At 64.7% G+C, this 16,383-nt stretch carries 16 protein-coding genes; 8 read left to right on the top strand and 8 right to left on the bottom strand.

Annotation, left to right across the window (positions count from 1 at the left end; all coding sequences use genetic code 11):
• Window positions 1-67: 67 nt before the first annotated feature.
• Window positions 68-1,117, bottom strand: coding sequence for an NADP-dependent oxidoreductase (locus PSAL_RS15010; protein ID WP_231388535.1), 1,050 nt, complete (start codon window positions 1,115-1,117; stop codon window positions 68-70).
• 186 nt (window positions 1,118-1,303) lie between these two features.
• On the opposite strand from PSAL_RS15010, the gene smpB reads away from it, so the two are divergent.
• The 3 genes from smpB to PSAL_RS15025 all read left to right on the top strand — a co-directional run bounded on the left by smpB (window position 1,304) and on the right by PSAL_RS15025 (window position 3,916).
• Entirely contained in the window at window positions 1,304-1,777 is a 474-nt protein-coding gene (gene smpB / locus PSAL_RS15015) for an SsrA-binding protein SmpB (protein ID WP_119839371.1), read from the top strand.
• A gap of 92 nt (window positions 1,778-1,869) precedes the next feature.
• Window positions 1,870-2,721, top strand: coding sequence for a 3-mercaptopyruvate sulfurtransferase (gene sseA / locus PSAL_RS15020; RefSeq protein ID WP_119839372.1), 852 nt, complete (start codon window positions 1,870-1,872; stop codon window positions 2,719-2,721).
• A gap of 7 nt (window positions 2,722-2,728) precedes the next feature.
• The gene (locus PSAL_RS15025; RefSeq protein ID WP_119839373.1) at window positions 2,729-3,916 is read left to right on the top strand and encodes an amino acid aminotransferase; all 1,188 of its coding nucleotides are present in this window, start codon (window positions 2,729-2,731) and stop codon (window positions 3,914-3,916) included.
• 312 nt (window positions 3,917-4,228) lie between these two features.
• On the opposite strand, the gene PSAL_RS15030 is transcribed toward PSAL_RS15025, so the two are convergent.
• Entirely contained in the window at window positions 4,229-4,435 is a 207-nt protein-coding gene (locus PSAL_RS15030; protein ID WP_119839374.1) for a cold-shock protein, read from the bottom strand.
• Window positions 4,436-4,675: 240 nt separating this feature from the next.
• Window positions 4,676-5,563: a 4-hydroxy-tetrahydrodipicolinate synthase gene (gene dapA, locus PSAL_RS15035; RefSeq protein WP_119839375.1), complete on the bottom strand. Its 888-nt coding sequence runs from the start codon at window positions 5,561-5,563 to the stop codon at window positions 4,676-4,678.
• Window positions 5,564-5,733: 170 nt separating this feature from the next.
• Here dapA and PSAL_RS15040 point away from each other — a divergent pair, with 170 nt between their 5' ends.
• The gene (locus tag PSAL_RS15040; RefSeq protein WP_231388536.1) at window positions 5,734-7,818 is read left to right on the top strand and encodes a lytic transglycosylase domain-containing protein; all 2,085 of its coding nucleotides are present in this window, start codon (window positions 5,734-5,736) and stop codon (window positions 7,816-7,818) included.
• Here PSAL_RS15040 and PSAL_RS15045 read toward each other — a convergent pair.
• Window positions 7,783-8,649 (bottom strand): DMT family transporter, encoded by an 867-nt coding sequence (locus tag PSAL_RS15045; RefSeq protein ID WP_119839377.1) that lies wholly within the window; start codon window positions 8,647-8,649, stop codon window positions 7,783-7,785. The two genes, PSAL_RS15040 and PSAL_RS15045, sit on opposite strands and share 36 nt — an antisense overlap.
• Entirely contained in the window at window positions 8,646-9,323 is a 678-nt protein-coding gene (gene mnmD / locus PSAL_RS15050) for a tRNA (5-methylaminomethyl-2-thiouridine)(34)-methyltransferase MnmD (protein ID WP_119839378.1), read from the bottom strand. Before mnmD ends, PSAL_RS15045 begins: the two co-directional genes overlap by 4 nt.
• A 58-nt stretch (window positions 9,324-9,381) precedes the next feature.
• Between mnmD and PSAL_RS15055 the strand changes: the two genes are divergently transcribed.
• The gene (locus tag PSAL_RS15055) at window positions 9,382-10,428 is read left to right on the top strand and encodes an NAD(P)/FAD-dependent oxidoreductase (protein WP_119839379.1); all 1,047 of its coding nucleotides are present in this window, start codon (window positions 9,382-9,384) and stop codon (window positions 10,426-10,428) included.
• Window positions 10,429-10,505: 77 nt separating this feature from the next.
• On the opposite strand, the gene PSAL_RS15060 is transcribed toward PSAL_RS15055, so the two are convergent.
• Window positions 10,506-10,916, bottom strand: a complete 411-nt coding sequence (locus tag PSAL_RS15060; protein ID WP_119839380.1) for a PaaI family thioesterase — start codon at window positions 10,914-10,916, stop codon at window positions 10,506-10,508.
• A 299-nt stretch (window positions 10,917-11,215) separates the two neighbouring features.
• Here PSAL_RS15060 and PSAL_RS15065 point away from each other — a divergent pair, with 299 nt between their 5' ends.
• The 3 genes from PSAL_RS15065 (at window position 11,216) to PSAL_RS15075 (ending at window position 14,249) form a co-directional block, all read left to right on the top strand.
• Window positions 11,216-12,157 carry a class 1 fructose-bisphosphatase gene (locus PSAL_RS15065; protein ID WP_119839381.1) on the top strand — a complete coding sequence of 314 codons (942 nt, stop codon included), beginning with the start codon at window positions 11,216-11,218 and terminating at the stop codon, window positions 12,155-12,157.
• Between the two features lie 113 nt (window positions 12,158-12,270).
• A complete protein-coding gene (gene rpe, locus PSAL_RS15070) occupies window positions 12,271-12,960 on the top strand; it encodes a ribulose-phosphate 3-epimerase (RefSeq protein WP_119839382.1) in 690 nt (229 codons plus the stop codon).
• Between the two features lie 476 nt (window positions 12,961-13,436).
• Window positions 13,437-14,249: an antibiotic biosynthesis monooxygenase gene (locus tag PSAL_RS15075; protein ID WP_196222795.1), complete on the top strand. Its 813-nt coding sequence runs from the start codon at window positions 13,437-13,439 to the stop codon at window positions 14,247-14,249.
• A 147-nt stretch (window positions 14,250-14,396) separates the two neighbouring features.
• Here PSAL_RS15075 and PSAL_RS15080 read toward each other — a convergent pair whose 3' ends face one another.
• Together PSAL_RS15080 and PSAL_RS15085 are read right to left on the bottom strand one after the other, a co-directional pair.
• A complete protein-coding gene (locus PSAL_RS15080) occupies window positions 14,397-15,533 on the bottom strand; it encodes a histidine kinase dimerization/phosphoacceptor domain -containing protein (protein ID WP_119839384.1) in 1,137 nt (378 codons plus the stop codon).
• Between the two features lie 237 nt (window positions 15,534-15,770).
• Complete coding sequence (locus PSAL_RS15085) at window positions 15,771-16,346, bottom strand: LuxR family transcriptional regulator (protein WP_119839385.1); 576 nt, start codon at window positions 16,344-16,346, stop codon at window positions 15,771-15,773.
• Window positions 16,347-16,383 lie beyond the last annotated feature (37 nt).

The following is a 16,383-nucleotide window of genomic DNA, read 5'->3' on the forward strand; positions in this document are numbered from 1 at the left end:
CGGCTCTTGCGGAATGTCTGACGAAATCGGGCCGGGGGAAACCTTCGGCCCGTTTCACGTTCCGGGGTCAGGCGATCCTGACGATCTGCTTGCCCTTGTTGCCACCCTTCAGCATCGCGAAGAAGGCTTCGGGCGCATTTTCGAGCCCTTCTGCGATGTCCTCGAGATAGGCAATCTCGCCAGAGGTGACAGGCGGGGCGACCTTGGTCAGGAATTCACCGAACCGGCCGACATGATCGGTCTGTAGCAGGCCCTGCACGGTCAGCCGCTTGACCAGCGCAATGCGCCACAGCTTTTGCAGCGCCATGTCCCCGGTTTCGCAACTTTCACCGGAATACCAGGCGATCATGCCGCAGATGATGATCCGGCCATGGGTGTTCATCACCGGCAGCACGCCGCCCAGCACATGGCCGCCGACGTTTTCGAAATAGATGTCGACGCCGTCGGGGCATTCCCTGTGCAACGCCTCCATCATGTCGAGCACGCTGTTATGGGCACGGTGGTCGATGCAGGCGTCAAAGCCGAAGGTATCCACGGCCATGGCGCATTTTTCGGGGCCACCGGCCACGCCGACGACTCGCAGCCCGGCCTGTTTCGCCAATTGCCCGACCATGGAGCCGACAGGCCCGGTAGCGGCGGCCACGACCAAAGTCTCGCCCGGCTTCATCCGGCCATGGACCTCCAGCCCGGCCCAGGCGGTGAAACCGGGCATCCCCAGCACACCAAGGGCTGTCGAAGGCGGCAGCGCGGGGTCCAGTTTTCGCAACTGGCGACCCGGCAGGCAGCCGTGGCTGGCCCAGCCGAACATGCCGAAAACAAGATCATCCTTGCTGAACTTCGGATCGCGAGAGGTGATGACCCGGCCCACACCGCCAGCGCCCATGGTGTGGTTCAGCTCTTGTGGGGCGGTATAGCTTTTGACGTAATCCATCCGTCCGCGCATGTAGGGATCAAGCGACATGTAGGTGGCCTGCACCAGAACCTCGCCCGCCGCGGGGCGCGGCATCCCGGTTTCCTCAAGCCGGAAATCCTGCGCCACGGGAAACCCCTGGGGACGTCGTGCGAGGACGATCCGCTGCATGACCTGCGGATCGACCGGCTTCATCGTATCGGACATATTGAAATTCCCCTCCTTGCGCACAACTTAACCCTTCGCAGGAAACATCCTATCGCTACAGGGAAAACCTTTCGGCTCTCTTGCCGAAAGGCTGGTGGGCCTTGGCACCGTCGGGATAGGGCCGGGACCCTGCGAAAGCAGACCTGATGGACATGGCCCTCGGGTCTGACGTAAAGAGGCGCGATCATGATACAGAAGAAATCAGACCCGAATTACAAGGTGATCGCCGAAAACCGGCGAGCGCGCTTTGATTATGCGATCGCGGATGACCTGGAATGCGGCATCCAGCTGATGGGGTCGGAGGTGAAATCCCTGCGCATCGGCCAGTCCAACATCGCCGAAAGCTATGCGACCGTCGACAACGGAGAGCTGTGGCTGGTCAATGCCTATATCGCCCCCTACGAGCAGGCGATGTTCGGTCACGAAGACCGGCGGCGGCGCAAGTTGCTGGTTTCGCGCAAGGAATTGTCCCGCCTCTGGAGCGAAACCCAGCGGAAGGGCATGACCCTGGTGCCGCTGGTGATGTATTTCAACCATCGCGGCATGGCCAAGATCAAGATCGGCATCGCCAAGGGCAAGCAGGCCCACGACAAGCGCGAATCCGAAGCCAAGCGCGACTGGGGACGGCAGAAACAGCGGCTGCTGAAGGATAACCGCTAAGGTCGCGGAGCCTGCCTGCCCTTGCGCATTTGCGACAGGGCGGCTAGGGAATCAGCGGTTTCCCCGTGAATTGACCTGAGAGGCGCGGTTCTGTGCAGGATGATCCCAAGGTACTGGTTTCGACAACCTGGTTGGCGCAGCACCTGAAGGACCCCGATCTTCGGGTTCTGGATGCAAGCTGGTTCATGCCCGGTGCGGGGCGCGACGGACGGGCGGAATACCTTGCCGCCCATATACCCGGCGCCCGTTTCTTTGACATCGACGAGATCAGCGACCACCGGTCCGAGCTGCCGCACATGGCGCCGCCGGTTGAAAAATTCATGTCGCGGCTGCGGGCCATGGGGGTCGGGGACGGCCATCAGGTCGTGGTCTATGACAGCCAGGGCATCTTTTCCGCCGCCCGCGTCTGGTGGCTGTTCCGCCTGATGGGGCAATTCGATGTCGCGGTGCTGGATGGCGGATTGGCGAAATGGATTGCCGACGGCCACACCGTCGAGGATCTCGATCCGCTGATCCGCGACCGCCACATGACCGTGCGCCGCCAGAACCAGATGGTGAAGGACGTGACCCAGGTCAGCGCCGCCAGCAAGCTGGGCGATTACGAAATTGTCGATGTACGCGCCGCCCCGCGGTTCCGTGGCGAGGTGCCCGAGCCCCGCGAAGGCCTGCGCGCGGGCCATATTCCGGGCGCAAGGAACGTGCCTTTCGCCGATCTGCTGACTGCAGAGGGGCTGATGAAGGAACCCGCCGCGCTGACGGGGGTTCTGCAAGGGGCCGGCGTCGACCTTGGCAAGCCGATCATTGCCAGCTGCGGTTCGGGCGTGACGGCGGCGATCCTGTGCCTGGCGCTGGAACGGATCGGCAAGACCGACCATGCAATTTATGACGGCTCGTGGGCGGAATGGGGGGCCTTCCCCACCCTGCCCCTGGCCACCGGAGAGTGAGAGACTGATGTTCGAGACCCTCAAGGAACAACCCGCCGACAAGATCCTGGAGCTGATAGGCCTCTACAAGGCCGATCCGCGTGCCGAAAAGATTGACCTGGGCGTCGGCGTCTACAAGAACGCCGAAGGCGTGACCCCGGTGATGCGCGCCGTAAAGGCCGCTGAGAAGAAGATCTGGGAAGAGCAGACCACCAAGGCCTATACCGGCCTCGCCGGTGATCCGGTCTATGTCGACACCATGATCGACCTGGTGCTGGGCAACAGTGTGCCGGGCGACCAGATCGCCGCGGTGACCACGCCGGGCGGCACCGGTGCCGTGCGTCAGGCCTTCGAACTGACCCAGAGCGCCACACCGGGCGCACGGGTCTTCGTTTCCGATCCGACCTGGCCGAACCACCTGTCGATCCTGAAGTACCTCGGCATGGAAACCATTCCCTACCGCTATTTCGACAGCGAAACGGGTGGCGTGAATTTCGACGGCATGATCGCCGATCTGAAAGCCGGGCTGAAGCCGGGCGACGTGGTGCTGCTGCATGGCTGCTGCCACAACCCCACCGGCGCCAACCTGAACATGGTGCAGTGGAAAGAGGTCGTCGCGGTCCTGAATGAAAAGGGTGCCGTGCCGATGATCGACATCGCCTACCAGGGCTTTGGCGATGGTCTGGAAGAAGATGCCGCCGGCACCCGATATGTCGCGGAAAACGTGCCGGAACTGCTGATCGCGGCCTCGTGCTCCAAGAACTTCGGGATCTACCGCGAACGCACCGGCCTGCTGATGGCTGTCGGCAAGGATACCTCGCGTCGCGACGTGACCCAGGGGATGCTGGCCTTCCTCAATCGTCAGAACTTCTCCTTCCCGCCGGATCACGGCGCGCGGGTGGTCGGCACGATCCTGTCGGATGCCGAATTGCGCGCCGACTGGAAGGCCGAGCTGGAAGACGTGCGTCTGGGCATGCTGGAACTGCGCAAGCAGCTGGCGGGCGAATTGCAGCGCCTCTCGGGGTCGGACCGCTTTGCCTTCCTCGGGGAGCACCGCGGCATGTTCTCGCGCCTCGGAACCACACCGGAACTGGTGCAGAAGATGCGAGCCGACAGCGGGATCTACATGGTTGGTGATTCGCGGATGAACATCGCCGGTCTGAACACGGCCACGGTGCCGATCCTGGCGCAGGCCATCATCGACGCGGGCGTCTGATCGCCCCGTGCCCCCTTTCCGCCAGACGGCGGGGAGGGGGCACAGCAACGAAGATCGCCGGCCCGCAGCGATCCGGCCCAAGCGTACAGCTTTGGGCGTCCCGTGCCAGGGACAAGGGAACGACCGATTCGATCAGCTTGTTGGGGAAGCAGGGCGAAGCATCGCGCCGGCCTGCGGCAGCGTCGTGCCGACTGGCGGGGTCTTCGCTGCACGGGGGCGGGCGCTGCAGGGGTGGGGCGCTATGCAGGCCCCTGAAATGCAAAACGCGGCGCCCTGGGGCACCGCGTTCCGTATCGTCTTCGGTCGAAAGGCTTACGCCAGAGCGATGTTCGAAGCCGACTCACGGCCGTCACGGCCGGATTCGATGTCGAAGGTCACTTTCTGGTTGTCGGCCAGACCGGTGAGGCCAGCGCGCTCAACGGCAGAGATGTGCACGAAGACATCTTTGCTGCCGCCATCGGGTGCGATGAAACCAAAACCTTTAGTGGTGTTGAACCATTTTACGGTGCCAGTGGCCATATCCGTAGTCTCCTAAGTATACCTGTCCGCACTACGCGACAGCTCGGCGTTGTTGGTCTGGATCGAAAGCTGAACGCCGGTTAGGGAGACAGTGGTCGAAATAGATAACGTCTGCAAAGACCTTGTAGCAGTAATCGACGCGCATTCCAATAGGTCTTCGCAGGTCCCTGCGAATTTTCGAAACCGGGGGTTGAACCGGTCCGGCGGCAGCGGGCGCAGGCCCGTGTCGCCGGATCCGCTTCAGGCGGCAGCTTTTTCGGTCAGGCCGGCATGCGCCATGGCGGCTCGGATCTGGGCCTTGGTGCTGTCTTCAAGCTCGGTCAGGGGCAGGCGGACTTCGGCGCTGCACAGGCCCAGCTCGGACATGGCGAATTTCACCCCGCAAAGGCCCGGCTCGACAAAGATCGCCTCGTGCAGGGGCATCAGGCGGTCCTGGCATTCCAGCGCCGTCTTGTAATCGCCCGCAAGCGTGGCGGCCTGAAGCGCGGCGCAGAGTTTCGGCGCGACATTTGCCGTGACCGAAATACAGCCGACCCCACCCATGGCGTTGAAGCCCACGGCGGTCGCGTCTTCACCCGAAAGCTGGCAGAATTCCGGCCCGCAGGCGATCCGGGTCTGGGCAACGCGGGCCAGGTCGCCGGTTGCGTCCTTGACGCCGATGATGCGCGGCAGCCGGGCGATCTGGGCCATGGTGTCGGGCTTCATGTCGATGACCGAGCGGCCGGGGATGTTGTAGATCACGATGGGCAGGTCGGCGGCATCGTGCATGGCGGTATAATGCGCCACCAGGCCGCGCTGTGTCGGCTTGTTGTAATAGGGCGTCACGACCAGGGCGGCATCGGCGCCGACCTCGGCTGCATGCTTGATCAGGCGGATGCCTTCGACGGTGTTGTTGGCGCCCGCGCCGGCGATGATCGGAATCCGGCCGGCGGCGAATTTCACCACTTCCTCGATGACGATTTCATGCTCGCGCAGGCTCAGCGTCGGGGATTCGCCGGTGGTGCCGACGGGAACCAGCCCGGTCGAGCCCTGCTCGATATGCCAGTCGACCAGCTTCTTGAGGCAATCCAGATCCAGCGCGCCGTCCTTGAACGGCGTGACCAGTGCGGGTAGGGACCCTGTGAACATGACACGCTCCTTTCATCATGGCGGGCGGCGGGAATCCGCACTGACCCGGATCTAATGTCGCGCTGCCGTGAAAGTGAGTTGAGCACGGCGCGCGGCGGGGTATTGTGGCAGCGTCTATCCACAAGCTTGGGGCAAAACAAGAGATGGCAACGCGGTTTGCGGCGCTTTTCGTGACATCATGCCTGCTGTCCGGCACCGGGGCAGAGGCCCAGTCCGGCTTTGCTCCGGCCCGGTCGGTGACCCCGCCGCTGGGTGAGGCGGCGCCGTCTGATCCCGCTTCTGTCCCGGCGGAGTCCGAACCGGACGAGGTCGTGGCGGAAATCACCCAGGGGCCGCTGGCTCCGTCGCGGGCGGTGGTACCACGCCACCTGCACTGGGCGCTGATCGCGGCGCGGGCGGGGGATTACGACCGCGCCGCGCAGATTGCCCTGCGGGATGGCCCGGTCGCCGTCGACATCATCGAATGGACACGGCTGCGTGACGGCGAAGGCAGCGCGCAGGAGGTGCTCGATTTCCTTGGCGATCACGGGGACTGGCCGGGGCTGGACCTGCTGCGGTCGCGCAACGAAGGCGTCTTTGCTGCCGCCGATGCCGCGCAGGTGCTGGCCTTCTTCCATTCTTCACCGCCGGAAACCGGCCTTGGCACGCTGGCTTATGCTGATGCGCTGCGCCAGCAGGGGCAGGGCGATGCGGCGGATGCGGTGCTGATTGCCGCCTGGCGCAATCTGCGCCTCAGCCCGACGTTGCAGGCGACCTTCCTTGTCGGCAACCAGGACCTGCTGGCCCCCTATCATGGGGACCGGCTGAACATGCTCTACTGGGCAAGCGGCGCCGAAGAAATTCAGGCGATGAAGGATGTCGCCAAACCGGGTGACTGGGCGCTGGCCCAGGCGATCCGCCTGGCGCGGGTCGGGGCCGAGGGCGCGGATGCGGCCATCGCTGCCCTGCCTGCCGAGGATCGTCTTGATGGCACCCTGGCCTATGCCCGCTTCCGCGCCCGCGTGGCGCAGGGCCGGACCAGCGATGCCAAGACCCTGATGGTCAGTCAAAGCCGCATCCCCGGTGGCCTTGATCGCCCCGATGCCTGGGCGAGCGAACGCCGCGCCTATGTGCGCGAGGAAATGCGCGCCGGGAACAACGACCTGGCTTATGACCTTGCCGCCCACCACCAGCTGACAGCGGGCGGCAATTTTGCCGATCTGGAATGGCTGGCGGGCTATATCGCCCTGCAGCGTCTGGACCAGCCCGAGGTCGCGCTTGGCCATTTCGAACGGCTGCGCGGTGGGGTGGAAACCCCGATCTCGCTCGGGCGGGCCTATTACTGGATCGGGCGCGCGCAGGAGGCGCTTGGCGACAAGGCAGCCGCGCAGGCGGCCTATCGCGCTGGCGGCGCGCATCAGACCAGCTTTTACGGCCTTTTGGCGGCGGAAAAGGCCGGGATGCCGTCTGATCCCACGCTGGCGGGAGCCCCCTCTGCCGTCCGTTGGCAAGGGGCGGATTTCGCCGGGTCTGACTTGCGGCAAGCCGCCGCCCTGCTGCGCTCTGCCGGGGAAGGCTGGCGGGCCGAGCTGTTCCTGCTTGGCCTGTCCAACCGCCTGGATGAAGATGGATTTTCCGCGCTTGGTGCCATGGCCGAGGATTGGGGCGATGCGCATCTGCAGGTGATGATCGGCAAATGGGCTGCCGGGCGGGGCATCGTGCTGCCGCGCCATTACTATGCGCTGCACCCGCTGGCCGGGATGGATCTGCCGGTGCATCCCGAACTGGCGCTGGCCATCGCCCGGCGTGAAAGCGAATTTGACCCCGCGGTGATGAGCGGCGCTGGTGCCGGTGGTCTCATGCAGCTGATGCCGGGCACCGCACGCGACATGGCGCGGGATCTGGGCGTCACAGACCACAGTCAGGCGCGGCTGACGGAGGATTGGCAGCACAATGCGGCTCTCGGCTCGGCCTACCTGGCGGATCTGGGGCAGCGCTTTGGTGGCAATGTCCTGCTGATGTCGGTCGGCTACAACGCGGGTCCGGGGCGGGCAGAGCAATGGCTGCAAAGCCTTGGCGATCCGCGCGACCCGGAGGTCGATGTGGTCGACTGGATCGAGGCGATCCCCTACCGTGAGACCCGCAACTATGTTCAACGGGTGGCCGAAAGCCTGCCGGTCTATCGCGCCCGGCTGGGCCTTGACCCCCGGCCGGTGCCTTTCAGTGTGGAGCTGAAGGGATCAACGCTTCTGCCGCTCGCGCCAAAGGGTGAATAGCCCGGCGCTGATGACCACGGTCGCGCCGATCACCACGTTCAGATGCAGGTCCTCGCCGAAGATGAACATGCCGACCAGCGCGCCGAAGAACAGCTGGAAATAGGCAAAGGGCTGCACGGCCGAGGCTTCGGCCATTTCGTAGACCCGGATCAGCAGGTAGTGGCCCAGCATGCCGCCCACGCACAACAGGGCCATCCAGCCCCAGTCGGGCGGGCTCATCGGTTCCCAGAACCAGATGCCGGCGAGGGTCATGACCACCGCGCCCATCGTGCCGGTCCAGAAGAACGAGGTGGCCGAACTGTCGTAGCGCGCGACATAGCGGTTCAGTAGGCCGTAGATCGCGAACATCGCCGCGGCGGTCAGCGGCAGGAGCGCGGCGGGGGAAAAGACGCCGACCCCCGGCTGGATGATGATCATCACCCCGACAAAGCCGACCCCGATCGCGGACCAGCGCCGCCAGCCGACCTGTTCGCCAAGGATCGGGCCCGACAGGGCGGCAATCAGCAGCGGATAGGCGATGAAGATCGCCTGGGTGTTGATGATCCCGAGATAGGCAAAGCCCGCGACCATCACGCAGACCTCGACCGACAGAAGCGCGCCCCGGAACATTTGCAGCACCGGTTTGCGCGACCGGGCCACGGCACGGATGCCGCCGGTTTTGCGCGCCGCCATCGCGATGACGAAGGCCGAGAAGAACCAGTAGCGGATCATCACCACCATCAGGGTGTTGTACTCCCCTGCCAGGTGGCGCGACAGCCCGTCCTGGATGGCGAAGACCGCCGTGGTCAGGATCATCAGCCAGATCCCGAGCTTCGTGTTCTGTTGTGTCATTCCGGTTCCGTGGGCTTTCGGGTCTGGGTCATGTGTCTCTTGCGGCCGAACCCCGGCGCGCGGGTGACTTCGAACCCGGCTTCGGCCAGGGCGCGGCGCACATGGCCGGCGGCGGTGTAGGTCGCCGCCGTGCCGCCCGCTGCGGTGTGATCGCATACGGCCTGCATCAGCGCGGGGTCCCAAAGCTCGGGGTTCTTGGCGGGGGCGAAACCGTCGAGGAACCAGGCATCGGCCTGTTGATCCCAGTTCGGCAGCGCCTGTCGCGCATCGCCCGCAACCAGGCGGAAGTCCAGATCACCAAGGGTAAAAGCGCTCTTGCCGAAATGCGGGGAAAGCTCCTCTGTCAGGTCGGCGATCTCGGGGAAGGCGGCCTGGGCGCGGATCATGTCAGCGCGTGCCATCGGGTAGGCTTCGAAGGTGGTAAAGCGCAGGCGACCGGCCGTGCCGCTGTCCCGCCACAGGCGCAGCGCGGCCAGCAGGTTCAGCCCGGTGCCAAAGCCCAGTTCGGCGATGTGGAACCCGTCCCGGAACCGTTGCGGAAGGGCATTCCCGGCCAGAAAGACATGGCCGGTTTCCAGCAACCCGTTGCCGAGGCTGAAATAGGGGTCGTCAAAACGGGTGGCCACGGGGACGTCGTCCTCGGTCCAATCCAGCTCGGGCGGCTGGTCCTGCATGGCGGGAACCTTTACGAGAGGGGGGTAAGGGTCGGCAGGATGAAGCGGAGTGGGCGGAATGGCAAGCGTGGACGTGACGGTGCGGGGCGCGGGGATCTTCGGGCTGAGCTGTGCCTGGGCCTGTCTGAAACGCGGCGCACGGGTGCGGGTCGTGGATCCGGGCGGAGTGGCGGCGGGGGCCTCTGGCGGGATCGTCGGGGCGCTGGCGCCGCATGTGCCCGAGAACTGGAACGACAAGAAGCAGTTCCAGCTGGAAAGCCTGCTGATGGCCGAAGCCTGTTGGGCCGAGGTCGCCGCCATATCGGGGCGCGATCCGGGCTATGCCCGCAGTGGCCGGCTGCAACCCTTGGCCGATGCGCGGGCGGTAGAGCTTGCCCATGCCCGCGAAGACAGTGCGGCCCGTCTGTGGCAGGGCGCGGCGCGTTGGCAGGTGATCGCGGCGACGGGCGCGCCCTGGGAGCCGCAGACTCCCTCTGGCTGGCTGGTCGAGGACAGCCTGACCGGGCGTATCCATCCCCGCCGCGCCTGCGAAGCGCTGGCGGGGGCGATCCGCGCCGCGGGGGCCGAGATCTTGACGGAGGCCCCGGATGAAGGCGCGGAGGAGGGAGCTGTGCTCTGGGCGACGGGCGCCGCCGGTCTTGCCGAGATGAGCGGGCAGGCGGGTCGCATGGTCGGGACCGGCATCAAGGGGCAGGCGGCCCTGTTGCGCCATGCGGCACACAACCTGCCGCAGATCTTTGCCGGGGGGGTGCATATCGTGCCCCACGCAGATGGCACGGTCGCCATCGGGTCGACAAGTGAGCGTGACTTCGACGGGCTCGAGACGGATGCGCAGCTGGACGAGGTGATCGCGGCGGCGCGTGCCGCGCTGCCGGCCCTGCTGGGCGCGCCGGTGATCCAACGCTGGGCGGGTCTGCGCCCGCGGGCCAAAAGCCGGGCGCCGATGCTGGGGAGCTGGCCCGCACGGCCGGGGCATTTCATCGCCAACGGCGGTTTCAAGATCGGCTTCGGCATGGCGCCCAAGGTGGGCGAGGTCATGGCCGAACTGGTGCTGGAGGGGCGTGACGCCATCCCCGAGGGCTTCCGGGCGGCGGCGTTGTTCTGACAGGCAGGGCGCTGCCCTCCTGGGACCTGCGGTCCCAGTTCACCCGGAGTATTTTCGGCCAGATGACAGGGAGCGGCTCAGCTGCCGCTGCGGATGCGGAAGACGCCGGTACCAGTGGCGGCAAGGGTGCCGAGGTCGTCTGAAATCCTGGCCTCGGCGAAGAAGGTTCGGGCGCCGCCACCGGTACGGAACCCTTCGGCGATCAGCAGCTTGCCCTTGACCTGCGCCAGAAAATTGGTGCTGAGGTTCAGTGTCATGGCAAGCAGGCGGTGATCCGGGTCGCCTGTGTAGCAGCCGGCAAACCCCATCGCTGTGTCGCACATCATCGCATGCACGCCACCATGCAGGATGCCGTAGCGGTTCATCAGGAAATCTTCGAGCGGCAGTTCGAGGCGCGCATAGCCCTCGCGCCAGCCGGTGACCTGATAGCCGATATGGTTTTGCATGGCTGAGGGGGCTTCGATCAGATCGGGGTCGAGTTCGGGCATGTGGATCCTCAGGCTGGTCCGGGCGCGGGGTGGAGACGTGAGATGATGCCAGCCATGAGCGGGAAGGTGAAGGGCTTGTTGGGGGCGAAGCGGTGTCAGGGGGCGCTGCCCCCTCTTGACCCCTGCGGGGCCAATTCACCCCCGGGATACTTGAAACAGGGAAACGATTGGAGCCCGGGTGAGGCGCGGGGCGCTGTTTCTGCGAGCGTTACCGCTCACATCCCTTCGGGAGCGTTGAAAGGCGTTTTTCTGCCGCGCAGGGTGTGGAATAAGTGCGGCAATGGCCCAAGGAGATTTTCATGCCTGCAATTGATCCCGATCTTATTCCTGCAGACCTTTTTCCGACGATCGAGGCGCTTTGCGCCACCGGTGCCAAGGTGGCGGCCGTGGTTGCGCGCGGGGCTCTGGGGCCGTCGCTGGCGGCCGGGGTGGGCGAAAACTCGGACGGTGACCAGCAAAAGGCGCTGGACGTGATGGCCGACGAAATGTTCGAAGCCGCTCTGCGGACCGCCGGGGTGCGCCATTATGCCAGCGAAGAGCAGGAAAGCGTGCTGAGCCTTGATCCCGAGGGCGCCTATGCGCTGGCGATCGATCCGCTGGACGGGTCCTCCAACATCGACGTGAACGTCACCATCGGTACGATCTTTTCGATCTTCGAGGCGGCCGAGACGCCGGAGGCGAGCTTCCTGCGCCCGGCGTCGGAGCAGATCGCGGCCGGGTATATCGCCTTTGGGCAGCAATGCCTGCTGGGGATTACCTTCGGGGCGGGCACGATGCTGTTCTGCCTTGATCCGGAAACCGGGGTTTTCGCGCTGGCGGACAAGGCGATGGCGGTGCCTGAGGCGGCGAAGGAATATTCGATCAATGCCTCGAACCGGCGACACTGGCAGGTCCCGGTGCGGGTCTATGTGGAGGAATGCGAAGCCGGGGAAACCGGCGGCAAGGGCAAGAACATGAACTTCCGCTGGGTTGGGTCGCTGGTAGCGGAAACCCACCGCATCCTGACGCGGGGCGGCACGTTCCTGTATCCCGCTGACGCGCGCAAGGGTTATGAGAAGGGCCGGTTGCGGATGGTATACGAGGTCGCGCCGATGGCCTTCCTGGTGGAACAGGCCGGCGGGTTGGCCACGGATGGATCCGAGCGGATCCTCGACAAGAGCGCCAGTGAATTGCATGAGCGCTGCCCACTGGTCTTCGGTGCCAGCGAGGAAGTCGAGCGGGTGAAGGCCCTGCACGGCTGACCCTGTCGTGGTTCCTGGCGGGGCCTCTTTGCGACGTCCCGCCAGTCAAAGCTTTCCCTGTGGGGGCTGGACCCCTATATGAGGCCCGTGTTCATCTGATCCGGAGCCCCGTCATGTCCTTTTCCCGTGCGCTGAAGATCGCCCCGTCGATCCTGTCCGCCGATTTCGCCAATTTCGGATCCGAGATCGAAGCGGTCGAGGCCCAGGGCGCCGATTGGGTGCATGTCGATGTGATGGACGGGCATTTCGTGCCCAATCTGACCTTCGGTCCGCAGCTCTGCAAGGCGATCCGCAAGCACATCACCACGGTCATGGATGTGCATCTGATGATCTCGCCCGTGGATGCCTATATCGATGCCTATGCGGATGCCGGGGCCGATGTGCTGACCGCGCATGTCGAGGCCGGGCCGCATATCCACCGCACGCTTCAGGCCATTCGCGGAGCGGGCTGCAAGGCCGGGCTGGCGCTGAACCCCGGCACCCCGGTCGAGGCCGCCGCGCCACTGCTGGACATGGTCGATCTGATCTGCGTGATGAGCGTGAACCCCGGCTTCGGCGGGCAGAAGTTCATTCATTCGCAGGTCGAGACCGTGCGTCGGCTGCGCGCCATGATCGGCGACCGTCCGGTGCATATCGAGGTCGATGGCGGCGTCACTCCCGAAACCGCGCCTCTGATGCAGGCCGCCGGGGCGGATGTCCTGGTGGCCGGCTCGGCGGTGTTCAAGGGCGGGTCGGTTGCCGATCCCGCCCCCTATGGGCACAATATCCGGGCGATCCGCACGGCCTGCGACGTGCTGGTCTAGGCTTCGCGGCCGGATCAGGGGGCGCGGCGAAGGGTCTGGAAGACCTGTCGTTTAAGTGCTTTGCGGTCTGGTGACCAGTCGGGGCGGCGCAAGGCGATTGGCCGCAAAATCGCAGCCGCGATTATTCCTTTCACATTGCGCGATAGCTGTGCTGATCGGGTGTCTCCCTATCAGCCAGGACAGTGTGTTCATATCAATAAATATGATGCCATTTTTATGACAATTCATTTACCTATTGCGCGATTGGTGAATTCGAAGGCGGTGAGGGAAGATTGGGCAACCAATTGAAATAAATTGAGAATGCAGGGCCGTTCGCCATTGTTCTGCCTGTCCGGAAAGAGCCGTCCCCGCGCCTGATTTCAGCCATTTGCAATGCGTCCGCTGCGCTGATGTCCCCGCTGCGCAAGGGACGTGCGACTTTGCCGATCAGCCCTTTGGGGCGGATCAACGGGGGCACATTTTTCGAGGAGGAAACAATGTACATGAAACTGACTTCGGCTTTGCGGGTTGCCGCATTGGTCGCCGTCTCGGCGACTGCGGCACCTGCCGACACCACCATGTCCGACGGGACTGTCCTGTCCGACACACCGACATTCATCGTGACCTATATCGAGGTCGATCCCGCGGACATGGACAAGGCCAGGGCGCTGATCAAGGACCAGACCACGGAAAGCCAGTCGGAGGATGGCAATCTGCGGTTCGAAGGGTTGCAGCGCGTCGGGCAGGACAACCAGTTCCTGATCCTCGAAGCCTGGAGCGGTCCTGAGGCGCGCGCGGCCCATGCGGCATCGGATCATACCCAGATGTTCCGCAAGGATCTGGAGCCGATGCTTTATGCGCCTTACGATGAACGACCCCATGTCGGGCTGGCCGCGGTCGATCCCGCGTCGCTTCCGGCGGGCGATTCATCAACCGTTTATGCTGTCACTCATGCCGACATCATCCCGGATGAACAATTCGCCCCCTGCGGCCGCCAGGTGGATCCGAATGGCCCCTGTGGCATCGAACTGGTCAAGAGCCTGCCCGATTTCGGCCGGGATCAGGACGGCAACCTGCGTTTCGACATCCTGACGCAATCCAACCGATCCAACCACATGACCATTGTCGAAATGTGGAACGGCTCGGATGCGCTGATGGCGTCTGAAAACAGCGCGGAAAAGCGGGCGTTCCGGAACCAACTGTCCGGCATTCCCTCCGAAGGTGGCGTAAACGCGGACCCGCAGTTCGTTCTGAACATGCTGACGGGCAGCCTGTATGACGAGCGGCTCTATACGCTGATCGGCAACTGATGCGGGGCTCCGGGCGGTCGCGGTTCTGGCAGTCGCGGTTCTGACGGTCGCGGTTCTGACGGTCCGGGCCTGATTGCGGCGTTATGCGGGTTTTGCCTGCCGGCGTGGTCCTTTCCGGGCCACGCCGTTCATTTGCGCCGGGCTGGCCTACATCCGGGCCAGTGCGCCGTCTTCGAGGCGCGGCGCGTCCTCGGGGTCGTACAGCGGGAAATCCAGCGTGATCCGGGTGCCCGAAGGCCCGGTTTCCAGCGCGAAGGTGCCGCCCAACTGGCGGGCGGAGGCTTCGATCACCTGCATGCCCAGCCCGTGATGCTTGGTTACACCGCCGGGCAGGCCGACACCGTCATCCGACAGCACCAGATCGCAGCGCCCGTCGTCGCGCGGGGTCGCGACGCAGCCGATCACCCCTTCGCGCCCGTCCGGGAAGGCGTGCTTGAAGGCATTGGCAGCGAATTCGTTCAGGATCACGCCGAGCGAGGCCGCAACACCGGCGTCCACCGGCGCATAGGGCCAACTGGCATCGATGCGCACATTGGGCGGGGCAGAGCCGCCGACCAGCCGACAGACCGAGGTGCCAAAGGTGTTCAGATCGATGGTTTCGCTGTTTTCGGCGCGATATAGCTGCTCATGCAGTTCGGCCACGGTTTCGATCCGGCGGCGCACATGGGCCAGGGCCGCGCGTGTCTCTTCGTTGTCGACGTCGCGTTCCTGCATCCGGGTCAGGGCGGACACGGATTGCAGCGAATTCTTCACCCGGTGATCTACCTCGCGGCGCATCAGGTCGGCTTGTTTCAGGGACCGGACAAGCTCCATCTGTGCGATGACCTGCCGGCCGAGGACGCGCAGGGTATCGCGTTGCAGCGGGGTCAGCTCGTTCGGTTGGGTATCCAGCACGCAAAGCGATCCGATGGGCTGGCCTTCGGAACTGCGCAGCACCGCACCGGCGTAGTAGCGCAGGTTCATGTCGCCGGTGACAGCGGGATTATCCGCCGTCCGCGGGTCCTTGGTGGTGTCGCGGATTTCCAGAAAGCCGTCCTTTTCCAGGATGGCATGGGCGCAGATCGATTCCTCGAGCGTGGTTTCCTCGGCATCGATGCCGATCTTCGCCTTGAACCACTGGCGTTCCTCGTCGACCAGGCTGATCAGTGAAATCGGCATGCCGCAAAGCGCCGAGGCCAGTTGCACCACCTCGTCGAAAGGCTGGTCGGGATCCGTATCGAGGATCTCGAAGGACTTCAGGGCGGCAAGACGCGCGGTCTCGTCAGGGTTCAGGGGCGCTTTCATCGGATCTCACATGGCTTTCAGCCGTCAGGGCTGAACGAGCCTATATGCAGCGCCATTGGGTCCGGCAATCATGCCGCCTTATTGCCCTAGCGGCAACTTTCAACATTCGACGTTTATAGCTGTAAAGCGCGCGATGGATGATTTTTGTTAACCATGTCTGGGTGGCAGGTAAGCCTTTGGTCCCGCTTTCGACGACCGCGCCGGTCGGAAAGTGGGGGTGATTCGGGGCGCTCTGGCCTATAGGCCGGGTCCGGCCAACCGGCGGATCAGCTCGGCCGCGTTGCGCACCCCGAGCTTTTTCAGCAGCCGGGCGCGCACATCTTCGACGCTGCGCGGTGACAGGCCGAGGCCGCGGGCGATTTCCTTGCTGGTCTGACCGCGCGCCAACCCGGCGGCCACATCGCGTTCGCGCGGGGTCAGCCGGCCCGGTTCGGCCAGGGGCAGGGGCGCGAAGCTCATCACGATGCGGGCAAGCGGGGCTTCGGGGGTCAGGGTATGGGCGCGGAACCGCACCCAGAACATGCCCGCAGGCGCGCGCCGCATCATCCGTTCGTCGCTATAGACGCCTGTTTCGCGCAGGGCCGTGATGCCGATGTCGCGGATCGTGTCGAATTCGCTCTGGCTGGCATAGAGGATGCGAAAGCTTTGACCGATCAGCGCCGTGCGGGTGCGGGCGACCAGATCGCAGAAGGTGGCATTGCAGGCCCGGATCATCCGGTCCTCGGCCAGTACCAGGCCGACCGGCGCGGCGTCCCAGGCCAGCCTTTCGGCTGCTGCCAGATCGGGCAGTGGCGTGATTTCCTTGTCCGGCATTCCCGACTTCCCCCTGAAAATGGCGCGATACCGTATT

This window comes from Pseudooceanicola algae, assembly GCF_003590145.2.
Lineage (GTDB): Bacteria > Pseudomonadota > Alphaproteobacteria > Rhodobacterales > Rhodobacteraceae > Pseudooceanicola > Pseudooceanicola algae.